The sequence below is a fragment of the Pseudoduganella plicata genome, from assembly GCF_004421005.1.
Classification (GTDB): domain Bacteria; phylum Pseudomonadota; class Gammaproteobacteria; order Burkholderiales; family Burkholderiaceae_D; genus Rugamonas; species Rugamonas plicata.
The window spans coordinates 487,070-503,519 of the sequence record NZ_CP038026.1 but is presented as its reverse complement, the minus strand read 5'-3'; the positions used below and the strand labels follow the sequence as shown (position 1 = coordinate 503,519).

General features: G+C 68.0%; 15 protein-coding genes. 4 read left to right on the top strand and 11 right to left on the bottom strand.

Features of this window, described 5'->3' with window-relative positions:
* Positions 1 to 25: 25 nt before the first annotated feature.
* Both E1742_RS02120 and E1742_RS02115 read left to right on the top strand, forming a co-directional pair.
* Positions 26 to 2,278: an arginine/lysine/ornithine decarboxylase gene (locus E1742_RS02120; RefSeq protein WP_134383294.1), complete on the top strand. Its 2,253-nt coding sequence runs from the start codon at positions 26 to 28 to the stop codon at positions 2,276 to 2,278.
* Between the two features lie 183 nt (positions 2,279 to 2,461).
* On the top strand, positions 2,462 to 3,823 hold the full coding sequence (locus tag E1742_RS02115) for a sigma-54-dependent transcriptional regulator (RefSeq protein ID WP_134383292.1): 1,362 nt from the start codon (positions 2,462 to 2,464) through the stop codon (positions 3,821 to 3,823).
* A gap of 31 nt (positions 3,824 to 3,854) precedes the next feature.
* Here E1742_RS02115 and E1742_RS02110 read toward each other — a convergent pair whose 3' ends face one another.
* The 11 genes from E1742_RS02110 to E1742_RS02055 form a co-directional block, all read right to left on the bottom strand.
* The gene (locus E1742_RS02110) at positions 3,855 to 4,343 is read right to left on the bottom strand and encodes a DUF4265 domain-containing protein (protein ID WP_229466448.1); all 489 of its coding nucleotides are present in this window, start codon (positions 4,341 to 4,343) and stop codon (positions 3,855 to 3,857) included.
* 60 nt (positions 4,344 to 4,403) lie between these two features.
* A complete protein-coding gene (locus tag E1742_RS02105) occupies positions 4,404 to 5,135 on the bottom strand; it encodes an amidohydrolase family protein (RefSeq protein ID WP_134383290.1) in 732 nt (243 codons plus the stop codon).
* A gap of 12 nt (positions 5,136 to 5,147) precedes the next feature.
* Positions 5,148 to 5,744, bottom strand: a complete 597-nt coding sequence (locus E1742_RS02100; protein WP_134383288.1) for a hypothetical protein — start codon at positions 5,742 to 5,744, stop codon at positions 5,148 to 5,150.
* A 43-nt stretch (positions 5,745 to 5,787) separates the two neighbouring features.
* Positions 5,788 to 6,618, bottom strand: coding sequence for a GIY-YIG nuclease family protein (locus tag E1742_RS02095; protein ID WP_134383286.1), 831 nt, complete (start codon positions 6,616 to 6,618; stop codon positions 5,788 to 5,790).
* A 1-nt stretch (position 6,619) separates the two neighbouring features.
* Complete coding sequence (locus tag E1742_RS02090) at positions 6,620 to 7,681, bottom strand: aminotransferase class I/II-fold pyridoxal phosphate-dependent enzyme (protein WP_229466768.1); 1,062 nt, start codon at positions 7,679 to 7,681, stop codon at positions 6,620 to 6,622.
* A 2-nt stretch (positions 7,682 to 7,683) separates the two neighbouring features.
* Positions 7,684 to 9,870: an 8-amino-7-oxononanoate synthase gene (locus tag E1742_RS02085; RefSeq protein WP_134383282.1), complete on the bottom strand. Its 2,187-nt coding sequence runs from the start codon at positions 9,868 to 9,870 to the stop codon at positions 7,684 to 7,686.
* Positions 9,871 to 9,894: 24 nt separating this feature from the next.
* Positions 9,895 to 11,172: a hypothetical protein gene (locus tag E1742_RS02080; protein WP_134383280.1), complete on the bottom strand. Its 1,278-nt coding sequence runs from the start codon at positions 11,170 to 11,172 to the stop codon at positions 9,895 to 9,897.
* A 5-nt stretch (positions 11,173 to 11,177) separates the two neighbouring features.
* A complete protein-coding gene (locus tag E1742_RS02075; protein ID WP_134383278.1) occupies positions 11,178 to 11,882 on the bottom strand; it encodes a hypothetical protein in 705 nt (234 codons plus the stop codon).
* A 61-nt stretch (positions 11,883 to 11,943) separates the two neighbouring features.
* The gene (locus E1742_RS02070) at positions 11,944 to 12,507 is read right to left on the bottom strand and encodes a hypothetical protein (protein ID WP_134383276.1); all 564 of its coding nucleotides are present in this window, start codon (positions 12,505 to 12,507) and stop codon (positions 11,944 to 11,946) included.
* A gap of 179 nt (positions 12,508 to 12,686) precedes the next feature.
* Positions 12,687 to 13,550, bottom strand: a complete 864-nt coding sequence (locus E1742_RS02065) for a dioxygenase family protein (RefSeq protein WP_166793391.1) — start codon at positions 13,548 to 13,550, stop codon at positions 12,687 to 12,689.
* A 13-nt stretch (positions 13,551 to 13,563) separates the two neighbouring features.
* Positions 13,564 to 14,115: a periplasmic heavy metal sensor gene (locus E1742_RS02055; RefSeq protein ID WP_166793390.1), complete on the bottom strand. Its 552-nt coding sequence runs from the start codon at positions 14,113 to 14,115 to the stop codon at positions 13,564 to 13,566.
* Positions 14,116 to 14,307: 192 nt separating this feature from the next.
* Between E1742_RS02055 and E1742_RS02050 the strand changes: the two genes are divergently transcribed.
* Positions 14,308 to 14,997, top strand: coding sequence for a response regulator transcription factor (locus E1742_RS02050; protein ID WP_134383272.1), 690 nt, complete (start codon positions 14,308 to 14,310; stop codon positions 14,995 to 14,997).
* Between the two features lie 14 nt (positions 14,998 to 15,011).
* The gene (locus E1742_RS02045; RefSeq protein WP_134383270.1) at positions 15,012 to 16,448 is read left to right on the top strand and encodes a sensor histidine kinase; all 1,437 of its coding nucleotides are present in this window, start codon (positions 15,012 to 15,014) and stop codon (positions 16,446 to 16,448) included.
* The last annotated feature ends 2 nt before the right edge of the window (positions 16,449 to 16,450 follow it).

Below are 16,450 nucleotides of genomic sequence, written 5' to 3'. Positions count from 1 at the left end.
GGCGGTTCTTCTTTTTGGAGACATCATGAAATTTCGTTTCCCCATCGTCATCATTGACGAGGACTTCCGTTCCGAGAACACGTCCGGCCTGGGCATCCGCGCCCTGGCCGCGGCCATGGAGAAGGAAGGCATGGAAGTGCTGGGCGTTACCAGCTATGGCGACCTGTCGCAGTTCGCCCAGCAGCAGTCGCGTGCCTCGGCGTTCGTCCTGTCCATCGACGACGAGGAATTCGGCGGCGGCTCCGTGGAGGAAACCGACCACGCGCTGAAGTCGCTGCGCGCGTTTGTCGAAGAGATCCGCTACAAGAATGCGGACATCCCGATCTACCTGTACGGCGAAACGCGCACGTCGCGCCACATCCCCAACGACATCCTGCGCGAGCTGCACGGCTTCATTCACATGTTCGAGGACACGCCGGAGTTCGTGGCGCGCCACATCATCCGCGAAGCGAAGTCCTACCTGGACGGCCTGTCGCCGCCGTTCTTCCGCGCCCTGGTCCACTACGCGAACGACGGCTCGTATTCCTGGCACTGCCCCGGCCACTCGGGCGGCGTGGCGTTCCTGAAGTCACCCATCGGCCAGATGTTCCACCAGTTCTTCGGCGAGAACATGCTGCGCGCCGACGTCTGCAACGCCGTCGAGGAACTCGGCCAGCTGCTCGACCACACGGGTCCCGTCGCCGCTTCCGAGCGCAACGCGGCGCGCATCTACAATGCGGACCACTGCTACTTCGTCACCAACGGCACGTCCACGTCGAACAAGATGGTCTGGCACAGCACGGTGGCGCCGGGCGACATCGTCGTGGTCGACCGCAACTGCCACAAGTCGATCCTGCACTCGATCATCATGTGCGGCGCGATTCCCGTGTTCCTGATGCCGACCCGCAATCACCTGGGCATCATCGGCCCGATTCCGCTGGAAGAATTCACGATGGAGTCGATCCAGAAGAAGATCGAGAACAATCCGTTCGCCCGCGAAGCCGCCAACAAGAAGCCGCGCATCCTGACGATCACGCAGTCCACGTACGACGGCGTCGTCTACAACGTCGAAACCCTGCGCGAAATGCTGGACGGGAAAATCGACACCCTGCACTTCGACGAAGCGTGGCTGCCGCACGCCACGTTCCACGACTTCTACAAGAACATGCACGCCATCGGCAAGGACCGTCCGCGCGCCAAGGAGTCGATGATCTTCTCGACGCAGTCGACCCACAAGCTCCTGGCAGGCCTGTCGCAGGCATCTCAGGTGCTGGTGCGCGAATCGGAGTCCGTCAAGCTGGACAAGGACGCGTTCAACGAAGCGTACCTGATGCACACCTCCACGTCGCCGCAGTATTCGATCATCGCCTCGTGCGACGTCGCCGCCGCCATGATGGAAGCGCCGGGCGGCACCGCGCTGGTGGAAGAATCGATCCTGGAAGCGCTCGACTTCCGCCGCGCCATGCGCAAGATCGACGAGGAATGGGGCCAGGACTGGTGGTTCAAGGTCTGGGGGCCGGACACGTTCGCCGAGGAAGGCATCGGCTCGCGCGAGGACTGGATCATCCGCGCCGAGGACGACTGGCACGGCTTCGGCAAGCTGGCGCCGGGCTTCAACATGCTGGACCCGATCAAGGCCACGATCGTCAATCCGGGCCTGTCGCTGGAAGGCCAGTTCGCCGACTCCGGCATCCCCGCGTCGATCGTCACGAAATACCTGGCCGAGCACGGCGTCATCGTCGAGAAGTGCGGCCTGTACTCGTTCTTCATCATGTTCACGATCGGCATCACGAAAGGCCGCTGGAACACGCTCTTGACCGCGCTGCAGCAGTTCAAGGACGACTACGACAAGAACGCACCGCTGTGGCGCATCCTGCCGGAATTCTCCGCCGCCAATCCGCGCTACGAGAAGATGGGCCTGCGCGACCTGTGCCAGCAGATCCACGACTTCTACAAGGCATATGACGTGGCGCGCCTGACGACGGAGATGTACCTGTCGGACATGATCCCGGCGATGAAGCCATCGGACGCGTTTGCGAAAATGGCGCACCGCGAAATCGAGCGCGTGGCGATCGACGACCTGGAAGGCCGCATCACGTCGATCCTGCTGACGCCGTATCCACCGGGCATACCGCTGCTGATCCCGGGCGAGCGGTTCAACAAGACGATCGTGGACTACCTGCGCTTCGCACGCGACTTCAACGAACGCTTCCCCGGCTTCGAGACGGACGTGCACGGCCTCGTCAAGCGCGAAGTCAATGGCAAGCGCGACTACTTCGTCGACTGCGTACGCCAGTAATTGTTTTCGGCTCCGACAAAAAAGGCGACTTCGGTCGCCTTTTTTTTCATCGGCTGCAACGCACCCGCCGGCAGCGATACATTCCACGACAAATTCACGACATGATCGGTATCAAACTATCCAGGCACCGCCGCGGCGGCGCTGCTATATTGAACGGGCAGTCTTAGCGTATGCGAGGTGGCGATGGCGCTGTCGATCTGGATGCAGACCATGGGTGCGGTGGCCACGGGTGCCGAGCCGATGCTGCGCAGCGCGCTCGATGCGGCGGGCATCGCGGTACAGGAAAGTCCCGCGCGCGGCTTCGGCGTGCTGCTGTGCGGCGCCCGGGAACGCACGGGCGACACGCTGGACGCCATACAGACGCTGTCCACCCAGGCCGCGGTGCTGGCAGTCGATTGCGCCGCGCAACCGCTGCCACCGGGCGCCATGTGGGGCCTGCTCGATGCCGGCGCCACCGACCTGCTGCCATGGAGTTCGGCCGAACTGTGTGCGCAGCAGATCGCCGCGCGCCTGCAACGATGGGATGCCGTGCAGCGCCTGATGGCGTCCACCGCCGTGCAGGGCTGGCTGGTGGGCGACAGCCCCATCTGGCGCTCCCTCGTGCACAGCGTCGTGGAAGTTTCCGCGTTCACGCAGTCGCCCGTGCTGATCACGGGCGAGACGGGCACCGGCAAGGACCTGATCGCCCAGCTGATTCACAAGCTCTCGGGCACGACGGGCGAACTGACGGTGCTCGACTGCACGACCTTGTCGCCGGAACTGGCCGGCTCGGAGCTGTTCGGCCACGAGCGCGGCGCCTTCACCGGCGCCACCAATGCGCGCGACGGCGCATTCGCGATGGCCGATGGCGGCATCCTGTTCCTTGACGAGGTGGGCGAACTGCCGCTGCCCCTGCAGGCGCAACTGCTCCGCGTGATCCAGGAACACAAGTACAAGCGCGTGGGCAGCAATATCTGGAACCCCAGCCATTTCCGCCTCGTCTGCGCGACCAACCGCGACCTAGAGGCGGACGTTGCCAACGGCACCTTCCGTGCCGACCTGTATTACCGCATCGCCGCGTGGCGCTGCCGCCCGCCGCCGCTGCGCGAACGCCGCTGCGACATCCTGCCCCTGGTCGAGCATTTCCTGCGCCAGCTGGACCCGAAAGGACAAGGCCGGCCGCTGGACCCGGCCGTGCGCGAATACCTGCTGTCGCGCGACTACCGCGGCAATGTGCGCGACCTGCGCCAGACGGTGGCACGGATCTGGTACCGCCACACGGGCCCCGGCCCCATCACGATCGGCGACGTGCCGCCGGACGAACGGCTGCACGGCGCGCCCGTCTGGCCGGACCAGCCGTTCTGCGACGCGATCCGGCACGCTGTCGACCGTGGCGTCACACTGTCCCGCCTGGGACAGGCCGCCGCCGATCTGGCGATCCGGGTCGTGCTGGAGCAGGAAGGCGACAATAACCAGCGCGCGGCGCAGCGGCTGGGAGTGACGGATCGGGCGTTGCAGATCCGCAGGAAGGCGGCGCGGGAGGAGCGGCCGACCGGGGCGGACTGATCGCGAGCGCCGGCTTGCCCGCGACAAGGCCTCACTGCCACCAGTCGAGCAGCGTCTCGTCGTCGACGTCCTCGAAATTGCGGTAGATGTTGGCGAAGTACCAGGCGATACCGGTCCTTGCCGTGTAGGCGTCGAACACCCGGGCGATATGCCCGATGCCCGCGGCGGCCGGCACCGTCAGGGCCAGGTTGCCGCCGTGGATGCCGTCGAGCGTGCCGCCCAGCTGCGCGCCGACGTCTTTTTCCAGCTCGGCCACGGCCGGCGGCGACAGTTCGTCCGCGTAGATCTGGATACAGAAATTGCCGCCGCGCTGCAGGACGGTTGCCGGTGCTGCAGGATCGCCGATCGCCACGATATCGCCGCGCGCCAGGTTGAGCGCAAGCCCCGGCGACGACAACAGTTCGTACCGGTCGCCGCCCAGGTCGCGCGCGGGCACCTGTTCGCATACCGGCCCATGTTCGCGCATCGCCACGAACAGTGCGATCAGCGTCGTTCCCTTCTCGTCCACGTGGTGCGCCACGACTTCCTTTCAGTGCGGGACGATTGTCCCTGAGCGCAAATGATACGCCAATGCCGGCTGTCAGCTGCCCCGCCCGATCAGCCGCAGCAGGTTGCCGCCCGTGATCAAGGCCTCGTCCGCGGCCGGCAATCGCAGCAGCCGGATCTTGTGCAGTTCCAGCCCCGGATGCAGCCAGGGGCCGTCGGAACCGAACAGCACCTTGTGCGCTCCGGCGCGGCGCACCGCTTCGGCCAGCAGGTCGAAGCGACGGATGCCGGAGCTGTCCGTGCAAATGTTCGGGTGGCGTACCAGATGGTCGATCATCGCGAGCTGCGCCTGCCACGCGTCCGCAAAACTGCCCAGGTGCGGCAGAATGAAGTTGACGTCGGGGTACTGCGCCGCCAGCAGTTCGGCCACGTGCACGTCGCCCATCGGGTCGTACAGCACGGGCACGCCGAAGGCGCGCGCCGCTTCGCAGATCTCGCCGCTGATCGGCGCGTCATGCCGATGCACCTTGATGCCGACGAAGCCATAGCGCTCCACGGCGAGCCGCACCATGGCCCCGATGCGGCCGCGGTCGCGCGCCGCATGGACGAATGCGAAGCCATAGTAGCGTTCCGGCCAGCGTGCCACGATGCCGGCCAGCGCCTGATTGGCGACGGCGTAGTCGGAATGGAATGCGGCCAGCAGCACGCTGCGTTCGATGCCTGCCGCCACGGCGCGGCGGCGGTAGCGGCCCAGTGCGAGGTTGCTGTCCCGCGGGCCGGTGAGGCCGTCGCCCGGTCCCGCGTGACAGTGGCTGTCGACGATCATGGCGCATCACCGTCAGATGCGGATGCCGGGTGCGTGCTGGCGCAGCGCCTGCAGCACGGCGGGTTCGACCTGGCCGTCCTGCGCGGCCTGCTGCGCCGCGCTGCCGGCGATGCGCACGAAGCGCCGCGCCATCTCGAACTCCTGCTGATCCAGCGCCATCCCCTCGAATTCCATCTCCAGCGCCTTCGACAGCGCCGTGCCGGCGGCGCGGCCGATCATCGTGCCGACGCCGGGGATCGGGATCATCGACCCCAGCGCGCCGCCAACGAAGGGCAACGCCTGTTTGGCGATGCCCTTCAGGACGCCGCCCAGCGGCTTGGCCACCTTGCCGACCACCGAGCCCACTTTCTTGATGCCCTTCCAGACACCCTTGAAGACGTTGCCGAGGAACTGTTCCAGCTCTTCCTCGCTGGCGACGGCCAGCAGCTCCATCGCCAGCTCCATCTCCTCCGCCTGGCTGAACGGGCTTTCCTGCTGGCCGAATCCGCCCTCGAATTCGTTGGCGAATTCGCCCGCGAACCCACTGCCCTCGCCTTGCCCGAACGGCAGGATCTCGAACGTTTCGCCACTGGCGCGGCATTGGCCGCAACTGCACTGTTTCGCATGCATGATCGTCTCCTTTACTTCACTCCATCGGTTCGCCGGCGGGCGTTCAGACCCAGGCCGGTCCCATCACTTCCATTTCGAGTTCGCTGCGCTGGTTGGTCGTTTCGCCGCGGTTGGTGGGCAGCAGCATGGCCGCGTTGATGTCCGACTCGATGGCCCGCAGTTTCTTCACATCGCCGGTCGGCTGGGCCACGAACACCCGGTAGTTGCGCAGCGGGACGCCCAGCACGGCGCCGCACAGCATGTGCTTCCTGATGCGGTTCTGCAGCTCCTTCGTCACGCCCACATAAGCCATCGGCTTGCCGCCCTTGCGGAACGTGATGATGTACAGGGCAGGCCCGGTAACCTTGCCGGCCTTGCGCACCGCTGCCAGCGTGCCGGCGTCCTGGAACGTCACACCCGGCGCCTTCTGCGTCAGAACGAGCGTCAGCTTGGGCGGAATTTCCTCGTCCGGCATCGTGTCGTCGGGCCGGCCATCGCCAGCGCCGGACGGGAAGTCGACCGGCTCGAACGACGCGCCACCCGGTGGCTCCCAGGGGTCGCCCGCGCGCGGCGGCGCGTAGCCGCCCGGATCGCTGACCATCAGGCCATACGGGCTGCCGCCGTAGCTCGGGCCCCAGTACGGGCCGCGCGGGTAGCGCGGATAGCCCGGCCGGGGTGGCGTGGGATACGGACGTTTGCCCGGGCCGCGTCCGCCCGCCGGACGGTTGCCCGTGCGCCCGGCGCCAGGACGCGGCCCGCCGGCACCGCCGCCCCTGCCGCGTCCCCCGGATCGCCCACGTTCGCTGTCCCATTCCCCGTCCGTTTCCGCTGCGCTTTCACTCGCCAGCGGCACAATTTCAAAGGCCTCGCCTTCATTGGTGTATTGCTCTCTCATGTCAGCCCCCGGATATCCGCTCATGTCTCAAGTCATGTCTCAAGTCCAGCAGCGCCGTCGCCGCCCTGGCGATATCGGCTTGTGTGTGGTCAGCCCGCAGCAGGAACGTCAGCCGCGCCCTGCCGCCCTTGGACTGCGGCAGCGCCAGCACGCCGGCCTGGCGCAATGCCCGGTGGGCCGCCGCCAGGTCCAGCCGCCCCGGCAGCGGCACCGACTGCACCGGGAAGCGGCCACCGTCGCAGGCCAGTCCGCCCTGCCGCAGCGCGGCGCGAAAGCACGCGATCCGCTGCGCCAGCAGCCGGCGCAAGCCATCGCCGCACAAGGCGTTCAGCCGGAGGACGCGCCGTGTTGCCGCGACCACCGCCTGCGACGGCGGACTGGCATGCAGCCGCGTATCGCTGACGCGCTCGAATCGGGCCACCCAGGCGGCGCTGCCCGCCAGCACGGCCAACGGCACGCCAAACGCCTTGGCCAGCGACGCGCCGACCAGAACGGGCAGATGCTCAATGCCGTGTCGCCGCAGCGAGCCGCCGCCGTGCCGGCCCAGCACACCAAGCGCCTGCGTATCGTCCAGCACCAGCAGCCCGCCGTCCCGCTCGGCCAGCGCACCGTACTGGCCCAGTGGAGCGCAGTCGGCGCCGCCGGGGCTGTAGCCGTCCGCCAGAATCAGCGGCCAGCGGCCCGCGTCGCGCCAGTACCCCACCAGCCGGGCCAGCGCCGCCGTGTCCCCATGGCGGAACGCGCGCAGCGGCAGGCCCAGTCCCGCGGCCCGTTCGGCGCCCCAGCGCGCCACGGGATAAGCCGCATCGTCCACCAGCACGGCGCAGCGCTCGCGCGCCAGCATGCCGAACAGGTCCCAGAACAGGTGCAGCGTGGACGGCAGCAATGTCGCTGCCGCACTACCCTGCAACCGGGCCAACGATTCGGCTACGGCCCTCGCACCCGGCACGTCGTACAGCGCCGCCGGTTTACCCAAGGTCAGCGCATCCCAGCCTTCCAGCGCATGACCGGGATGCCGCATGCCGAGATACAGTGCGCTGGTGAAGTCGGCCGGTTCGCGCATGCTCACGCACTGCGCTGCTGTTGCGCCAGGCGCTGCCGCAGCAGCACGGACGGCAGTGTCGCTTCGCCGGCCGGGTTGCCCGAATCGACGGACAGGTCGACACCCGTCGCCGCCCGGTACGCGTGGATATAGCCCTGGGCCTGCGGCCGCCAGAAGCGCGCCCAGTTGAACGCCTGGGTGGCTTCGTATACGTCGCTCCAGTGCCCGAAGCGGACCGACAGCAGCAGCTGCTCGCCGAAGATGGCCAGGTTACGGAAGTGCATGACGCTCGTGTCGCTCCACGTCTGCAGCCTCTTCATCGCATCGACGCGGTCCATCCACGGTTCCGGATAGGCCACCATCACGCGCGTCGGCAGGAACTCGCGGAACTCCGGCCGGGCCAGCAGCCATTGCTGCATCAGCATCTCGATGCGGGCCGTGGACGGCAGGTCGCCGTACTGGTTGTGCGCCCCCTGCGACAGGATCAGGTGCACTTCCTTCAGCGCATTCAGGATGGGGAAGGCGTCCGCCTTGACGGTCGTGTCGTCGTCCTGCCGGTAGAACGTCGTCAGCAACCGCAGCAGATGATGGAACGCCTCCAGGAACTTCGAGCGGCTGTCGGCCGGGCGCATGCCGCGCACCGCCTTGCCGTCGAGGCGGATGCCATAGTGATGGTCATACTCGTAGTTGCGGCGCACCACCGTCAGCCGGTGCTGCTCGTCCTGCGTATAGCCCCACAGCAGGTTGTTCAGGGGCCGCAGCATGTCGATTTCCGTGTTCGCCAGCGGGTCCGTCACGCTGGGGCCGCGCAGGTTCTGGAAGCGCTGCGTGATCGCGTTCATCGTCTGCACCAGCATGCCCTCCTCCTGCCAGTAGTTCCAGATCAATTCGATCAGGCAGGGATTCGTCAGGCGGTCCTGGATGATGCCGAAGCACAGCTCCGCCTCTTCGTTCCGGCTCGGCACGAGGACAGGCACGTCCGGCAGCTTGCGGCGGATCACGGCCAGGTACGGCAGCATTTTCGCGCCGCCCACGGACTCCAGGTAGTCCTGCACCAGCGCGTCCTCCAGGCTGCCGTTGGCGGGAATGTCGCGCCGGTCCAGGTAGGCGTTGTCGTTGACCGGATCGAACGCGAACGGTGCGCGCAACACGCCGCAGTTGACCATCACAAACGCTTCCGTCGCCGCCTTCAGCACCCGATACGCTTCCGAATCGGTGAACGGCAGCGCGCGCTGGGCCTTCAACGTCTGGTACGCGGCCGTCTTGGCGCCGAATCGGGCCCGTTCAAAGGGCACCACGCCGTTCTCCCCGGCCGGCTGGCAGAACAGCTGGTCCAGGAAGTCCATGTAGTTGTTGAACGACAGCGCTTCCGTGCTGTTGCGGATCAGCGTCCACAGCGCCAGGTCCGGTGTCGCTTCCGTCTCCGTGCGCGACAGCGACACGCCGATATTGCCCGAGATGGGCTGCGGCGTACGCTCTTCGGCGTCGAACGTCGACGACAGCGCCAGCCGCGCGCCGTCGCCGCCGCCGGGCACCGCGGGCACGGCCAGGATGCCCGGCGTCGAGACGATGACGCCGCTGCGCCGCGCGAATACCAGGTCGCCCGAGAAGCGGTAGCGTCCCGGCTTGCGGATCAGTTGCGCCGCCGAATAGGCCTGCCCGGCCCTGGGCTGCCAGATGTCGTCCACTTCCAGTACGACGTCGTTGCCGACAGCCTTGTCCAGGCCGCGGAATACCACGTCGACGATGGCACGCTTGCCGACATACGCGCCGTCGGTACGCGTGCTCTGGCCGGGCGCCTCGAACGACAGATGCATTTCCGGGTCGATGTCGAGGTCGAAGAACAGCTCATGCAAGCCGCCCTGGTCCACCTTCACCGTCGCCACGATCGGCTGGTTGCCGGCAAACGGCGTGACGTGGTCGAACAGCACGAAGTGCACGCCCGGATCCAGGTTGGTGAACGTGACGATGCCGTGGGCGCCGGTGCGGTCGACCTTCATTTTCCGATGCAGGGTCGGATCCCAGTTCACCAGGTGCGCCTCGCCCGACGTCTGCAGGACGATGCCCTGCGGGTCCATGCCCTGGTACAGGCGCATCGCCGCGCCCACCAGGGGGATACTGCTGGCCCGGTCGCGCACCGTCACCTTGACCGTACCATGCTGCTGCGCGGGGCCCTCCGCGCTTGCCCTGGCCATTTTCCTCGTACTCATTTCGCTCTCCTCAAAGGTTGATCATCACGCTGCCATCTCTCTAGCCCGGGCGCCCAGCGCGCTGCGCATGGCCCACTGCGTCAACAGCCTTTCCAGCAGCACGCTTTCGTCTTCCGGCGCCAGCAGGCCGTCGGCACGGGCCTGGCCGATCACGGCCAGCACCAGCGAAGGCGCGCTGTCGTACATGCGCTGCGGCGCCGCGTGCCACCAGCGGAACAGCCGCGCCAGCACGGCCGGCTGCCGCTCCCGCACGACCATCGCCTCCGCCAGCGAGGCCCCGCGCAGGGTCCGCGGCCGATGGTTCGCCAGCAGCCCCGCCATCGCCGGCAGGCTGGCCGTCAGCTCACCCATCAGGCGCCGGTCCGCTCCCGGCAGGCCGTCGAGGGGGTAGTAGGCGTCCCACGTCCGTTCGATGCGGGTCCATTGCGGGTGCGGATACAGCAGACGCCCCAGCGCGCAACTCAGTTTCACCCGCAGCCACGGCACCGGATGGGGATCGTCCCCGTTCAGGCGGAAGACGAACACGCGTGGGAGGCTCAGTACACCGATCAGTCCCAGCGTCGCCACCACGCCGACCCGCGCCAGCGCCCAGAAATCGGCCACCACCTCGGACACCCAGCGCTCCCACAGCCGCCACACGTGCGGCGGGCCGCTGCCACCGTGCTGCAGCGCCTGCAGCACGGGCCGCAGCGACGCCACCAGGTCCAGCAGCGCCGCGCCCTGGTGCCCCACCTCGTGCACCAGCGACGACGCGATGCTGCTGCCGATCATCCGTTCGCGCGGTACGCGGATGATGGCGACGGGATTTTCGCCACCGCCCGGTAACCGGGTGCGGGCCCGGCGGATTGCCGCACCCGGGCCACGGTCCAGGTAGCACACAAGCGGCGGCGCCTCGAAATAGCGGCCGGGCAGGCGCAGCGCGTCGGCCGAGGCCACGTCCAGCCCCGCCAGCCAGATGCCGTTACCGTGCTCGCTGCGTTGGGTGACGACGTCGATGAACAGGTCGAACTGCGTCAGCGCGGCGTTGAACTGCAGCCGCACGAACGTGAAGCGCCGCTGCGCCTGCGCCGCCGTGGCGCGCCGCCCGCCTGGCCCCTGCAACCAGGCCAGGAATTGCCGCACCAGCGTGCGCAGCGTGCGCCGCCCGAGGGTCAGGTGGCGTTCGATCGCGCTCTGCGCCGCATCCGGCAGCGCTGCCGCCGGCACCATCGGCTCGACCAGCACGAAGGGCTGCATGCGGTCCACGCGGTTCAGCAGCGAACGCGCTTCCTGGGCCAGCAGCCACGCAGCGTACGGACGCATGACCGTCAGACGCCGTACAGGACGATCTTGCGGCCCTGGCGCATCCAGCGTCCGCTGCTTGCGCCAGGGCCGCCCGCGCCAGCCATGCCCGGCTGGCGGCCCTGCCCGCCCTGCGCGCCCTGCTTGCCGTTCTGGCCGCCCTGGCCCAGCAGGCCCGGCGCGAACTGGCGCGCCGCTGCCGTCGCGGCCTGCTGGGCGATCTGGCGCGGATCGCCGCCGCGTGCCTGCGCCGCCTTGTTGACGGTGTCGGCGGCCAGCCGTACGAACGTCCTCGCGCCTTCGAACTCGCGGTCCTCGCCGGACAGTTCGCCTTCCGCCTCCAGGCCCAGCGCGCTGCCGGCGACCGACGCAAGTCCGCTGCCGATCTTGGCGCCCAGCGGGCCGCCAAAGTAGCCGCCGATGGCGCCGCCTGCCAGCGGAATCGCCTTCTTGGCGACGCCTTTCAGCACCCCGCCAACGGCCTGCCCGACGGGCGACTTGATCACGCTGCCCGCCACGGATGCCGCCTTCTTGAGGAAGTTGCCGAGGAACTGGTCCAGTTCCTGTTCGTTGCTGACCGAGAGCAGCTCGTTGGCCAGTTCCATTTCATCCGCTTCGGACAGCAGGCCGCCGCCCTCCCCGGTCCATTCGCCCTGACCGAATTCGTACTGCTCCATTTCAAGGCCGGTTTCCTGGCCAAATTCCAGGGTCGTGCGATCGATGTCATGCATGATGTGCTCCCAGTGAAAGTCCAACGATAAAAATGATGGGCAGGCGCTGTGGCCGCCCGGCCTAGCAATCCAGCACTTCGATACGGTTTTCCTGCCGATGCCACATTCCCGCGGACGCGGCCTGCGGCATTGGGGCCGTCCGAGCGCGCTGGCGCAGCAGACCAGGTGCATGCTTGCGTGCCGCCTGCAGCAGCGCCAGTTGCACGGCACGACCCGGCTCCTGACCCGCACGGCTGCGCGCGCGCGCCACCGCGTCGACGGCCAGCCGCACGAAGCGGCGTGCCAGTTCGAATTCCTTGTCCTCGGGGCTCAGCCCCTCTAGCTCCATGCCGAAGATGGCCGCGGCCTTGCGTTTAAGGTCGCCGGGCGCACGCGTGGCATTGAGCGGGAAGACCATGCGCGCGGCCCGCTGAAGCACGCCGACAATCGGTTCGGCGAGCGCCGCGCCGGGGCCGCCGCGCGCCACCAGATCCTTCAGCACGACCGCCAGCGCGCCAGGCGTCTGCGCCTCCAGCAGCTGCGCCGCGAACGACATTTCGCCGTACTCGTCGCGCGTTTTCTGCGTTGCCGCTGGGACGCTGCCGAGTTCCAGCTCGGGCTTGTAGTCGATCAGGCGGCGGTCCATGGCATTCTCCGGCGGGCGGCGCCGCGAAATGCGGCCCCTGGACGGAGTAGTGCAAGCGGTGTGCCAGGTGCGGCGAAGGGCGGGATCGGCGCGGATGGCCAAGCGATGGCGAAACAGGGTTCGCCCGGCACGACAACCGGGCGCAAACGGGCGAAAGGGATTTCGCCGCGAGGGGACAATCAGGCCGCGACGGCGACCGTCAACGTGGCAACGTAGCCGTCGGTGGCATTGCCCGTCATCGTGGCCAGCTGCAGCGAATAGCCGTCCGAGAAGACGTTATCGCTGGCAAAGCTCATCTGCGCGAGGTTGCGCACGCTGGCACTGTACCCACTGCTGGCATACGCCTCGTTGCAGGTCGCCAGCGGGAACGTGAACTGCGACGTGCGGATCCGGTTGGCCGCGCTGGAAGCCTTGGCCAGGGTCGGGTAGACCTCGAAGTGCACGTGCGGCATGCGCCCCGCGTAACAGGCGGGGAAGATCGTCATGAACGTGACGTCGCCGTTGGCGTCCGCCTCCTGCACGCCGCGCAGGTAGTTCTCGTTCGTCACGCCGTTCGAATACAGCGAGTAGTTGCCGTCGCGGTCGCAGTGCCACAGGTAGACGGCGAACTGGCCAGCGGCCGCGCAGCCGCTATTGGCGTTGACGATGTGCAGCCTGATCGTCAATGGCACGCCTGGCGCCGTCGTCGTGCGGGTGCCGAAGCTGGAGCGGATGTCGCTGCGGACCACCCCACTCTGGCTGAGCACATTGACGACGCCGCCGCTGTTGCTGTTGGTACCGTCGGCCGGGTAAGGACCGCCGGTTTCCTCCGGAATCACGCTGCAGCTGCCGGCCGTGGTGCCAGTCGTTCCGGTCGTGCCCGTGGTGCCCGTGCTACCGGTCGTTGCGGTAGTCGCGGTATCGCCGTCGGACGAGCCGCCGCAGCCAAGGATCGGCAGCACGGCGGCCGCGCCGAACAGCCAGCGCAGCGACTGGCGCCGGCCCGTCTGGGTATTGAGCATTGCCTGCAGGTCCTGCTCCAGGCTGTGGTCGTGATGATTCATGGTCTCTCCTCTGTTATCGGTTCGGGATGCGTGGCGGACGTGCTTTTGCGTCCTCGACCTGCTTGCGCTGCCCGGCCGTCAGCACGGCCAGCACTTTCTGCTCCGTGCGCAGGTGCTGCAGCGTGACATTGGCCATCGCCTGCGCCGCCGCCTGCGCCAGCTTCGCGGCGGCCGCATCGTCGTACTTCGCCGAACCGTGCAGGTCGAACAGGGCGCGCTCGGCTTTCTCGCGGGCCTTGTGCTGCTCGCGCAGGTACGGCGCCTGGCCGTGCAGGATCGCAAAGACCTTGTCCTGCTGCGTCTCCGTCAGGTCGACACCGCGCAGGAACGGCAGGTCGCCCGGCATGCCGAACGCGGGGCCGCGAGGGCCGGGGCGGCCCGGGCCGCGCGGTCCGTCGCTCTCGTCGTCGCGCAGATCGGCCGGAGCTGGGCGCAATGGCGCATGCTTCGGTGCTTGCGGCGGACCGCCCGCATCGTCGCCGTCAACGGCGGCATGGCTGGCGAGGGGCAGCGCGAGCATCGCGGCGGCCAGGGCACAGAGAAGGTTCTTGTTTGTCTTTATCATCGTGCTTCCTTCGATTACGGTGGAGCGGCCATTGTTGCGGCGGCATCCGTAAAGCGCCGTTAGCGCCGTGTAAATCCAGGTAAATCGGCATCCTCGAGCGCATCCGGCCGATGCGGTAAAACGGCGTAAAAACGCTTCGGCCGCCGGGGCGCTGCGTTATCATGGAAGTCGATACCACCACCCAACCCCGCAATGAGCAAGGTTCTGCTGATAGACGACGATGTCGAACTGGTCGCCATGTTCCAGGAATACCTGGAGCAGGAAGGCTTCGAAGTGAAAACCGCCAACGACGGCGTGGCCGGTACGGCCTGCGCGCTGACGGGCGAATACGCCATCGCCATTCTCGACGTGATGATGCCGCGCATGAACGGCCTGGAGACGCTGCGCCGGATCCGCGCGGCCAGCCGCATGCCGATCCTGATGCTGACAGGGCGCGGCGACGACACTGACCGCATCGTCGGCCTGGAACTGGGCGCGGACGATTACGTGACGAAGCCGTGCACGCCGCGCGAGCTGACGGCCCGCATTCGCGCCATCCTGCGCCGCACCCAGGGTACGCCGATGGACCAGCTGGCGTCCGCGCCGCTCGTGGTCGGACAGCTGACGATGTGGCCCGAGCAGCGCCGCGCCACCTGGGCGGGCAGCACGCTGGAGCTGACCAGCACGGAGTTCAACCTGCTCGAAGTCCTGGCGCGCAACGCGGGCAAGCCGGTGTCCAAGAATGCGCTGTCCGAACAGGGACTGGGACGGCCGATGGCGCGCTTCGACCGCAATATCGACGTCCACCTTTCCAGCCTGCGCCACAAGCTGGGTACCCTGGCGGACGGCCGCTCATGCCTGCAGACGGTCTACCGGATGGGCTATCAGCTGATCAGGGATTGAGGCCGCGAACAACCATGGGCCGCCTGTTCTGGAAGTTTTTTCTCTCGATCCTGCTAGCGCAGATCGCCGCCACGGTCGGCATCGGCGGCGCCATCTGGTTGAAGAACCGCGCCAGCGCCCAGGAGCGCCGCCTCGACATCGATACGGGTCCGCCTGCGGAAATGGCCATCGAGGCGGCCGCCGCCACGCTCGACGCGGGCGGACCGGCCGCGCTGTCCCGCCTGCTCGATACGATGGGACGCCACCGCGTGTTCGCCGTCGATGGCGCCGGCAGGGAGCTGCTCGGGCGCATCGTCGATCCCGCCATGCTGGCCGAAGCGCGCGCGCTGCTGCGCAAGGGCGATATCCGCGTCGTGCGCAAGGTCACGATGCCCGACGGCCGACAGTTCCTGCTGTTCCTGCCCGCACGCCAGCGCCAGGGCGGTCTGGACGCGCGCGACGCGGCTCCCCTGCTGCCCGGCATGGCGTCGCGCCGCCCGCCGCCACCGGAAGCACGCCAGCCCCGCGCCGGCGATCCTGGCACGCGCGAGCCGCGCGACCCGGGACGCCGCCCGCGCCCGCTTACGCCCTTCATTCCGCTGGCCGCCGCCGTGCTGGCCAGCCTGCTGTTCGCGGCGCTGCTGGCCTGGTATTTCGCCCGTCCCATCCGTTCGCTGCGCCAGGCGTTCGAGGCCGCGTCGCAGGGCGACCTGGCGCCCCGCTTCCATCACGCGCGCATTGGCGGCGATGAACTGAGCGACCTGGGACGGGACTTCGACCGCATGACGGCGCGCCTGCGCAGCCTGATGGACGGACAGACCCGCCTGCTGCACGACGTATCGCACGAGCTGCGCTCGCCGCTGGCGCGGCTGCAGGCCGCAATCGGCCTGGCGCACCAGCGGCCGGAACGCATGGCCGCGTCGCTGGAGCGCATCGAGCGTGAGAGCATCCGGATGGACAAGCTGGTGGGCGAGCTGCTGACGCTGTCCCGGCTGGAGGCGGGCGCGCTGGCGGCGGAGCGGCAGGAGATCGACGTGGCGGAGCTGATCGACCAGATCGTGGCGGACGCGCAGTTCGAGGCTGCGGCCCAGGGCCGCAGCGTGGTCCGCCATGGCGAGGCCGACGTCACCCTGCTGGGCGAACCGGACCTGCTGGCGCGCGCCATCGAGAACGTCGTGCGCAATGCGATCAAGCACAGTCGCGACGGCGGGATCGTGGTGGTCGAAGTCCGCACCGTCGGCGCTAGGCTGTACGTGCGTGTGCTGGACCGGGGACCGGGCGTGGCAGCGGCCGACCTGGCGACGATCTTCCAGCCGTTCTTCCGCAGCAGCGGCACGGAAAAGGACGTCGAAGGCCATGGCCTCGGGCTGGCAATCGCGCAGCAGGTGGTGCAGCAGCATGGCGGCAGCATCGGCGCGACGAATCGCGACGACGGCGGCCTGTGCGTGGAGATCGTCCTGCCGCTCGACTGAAC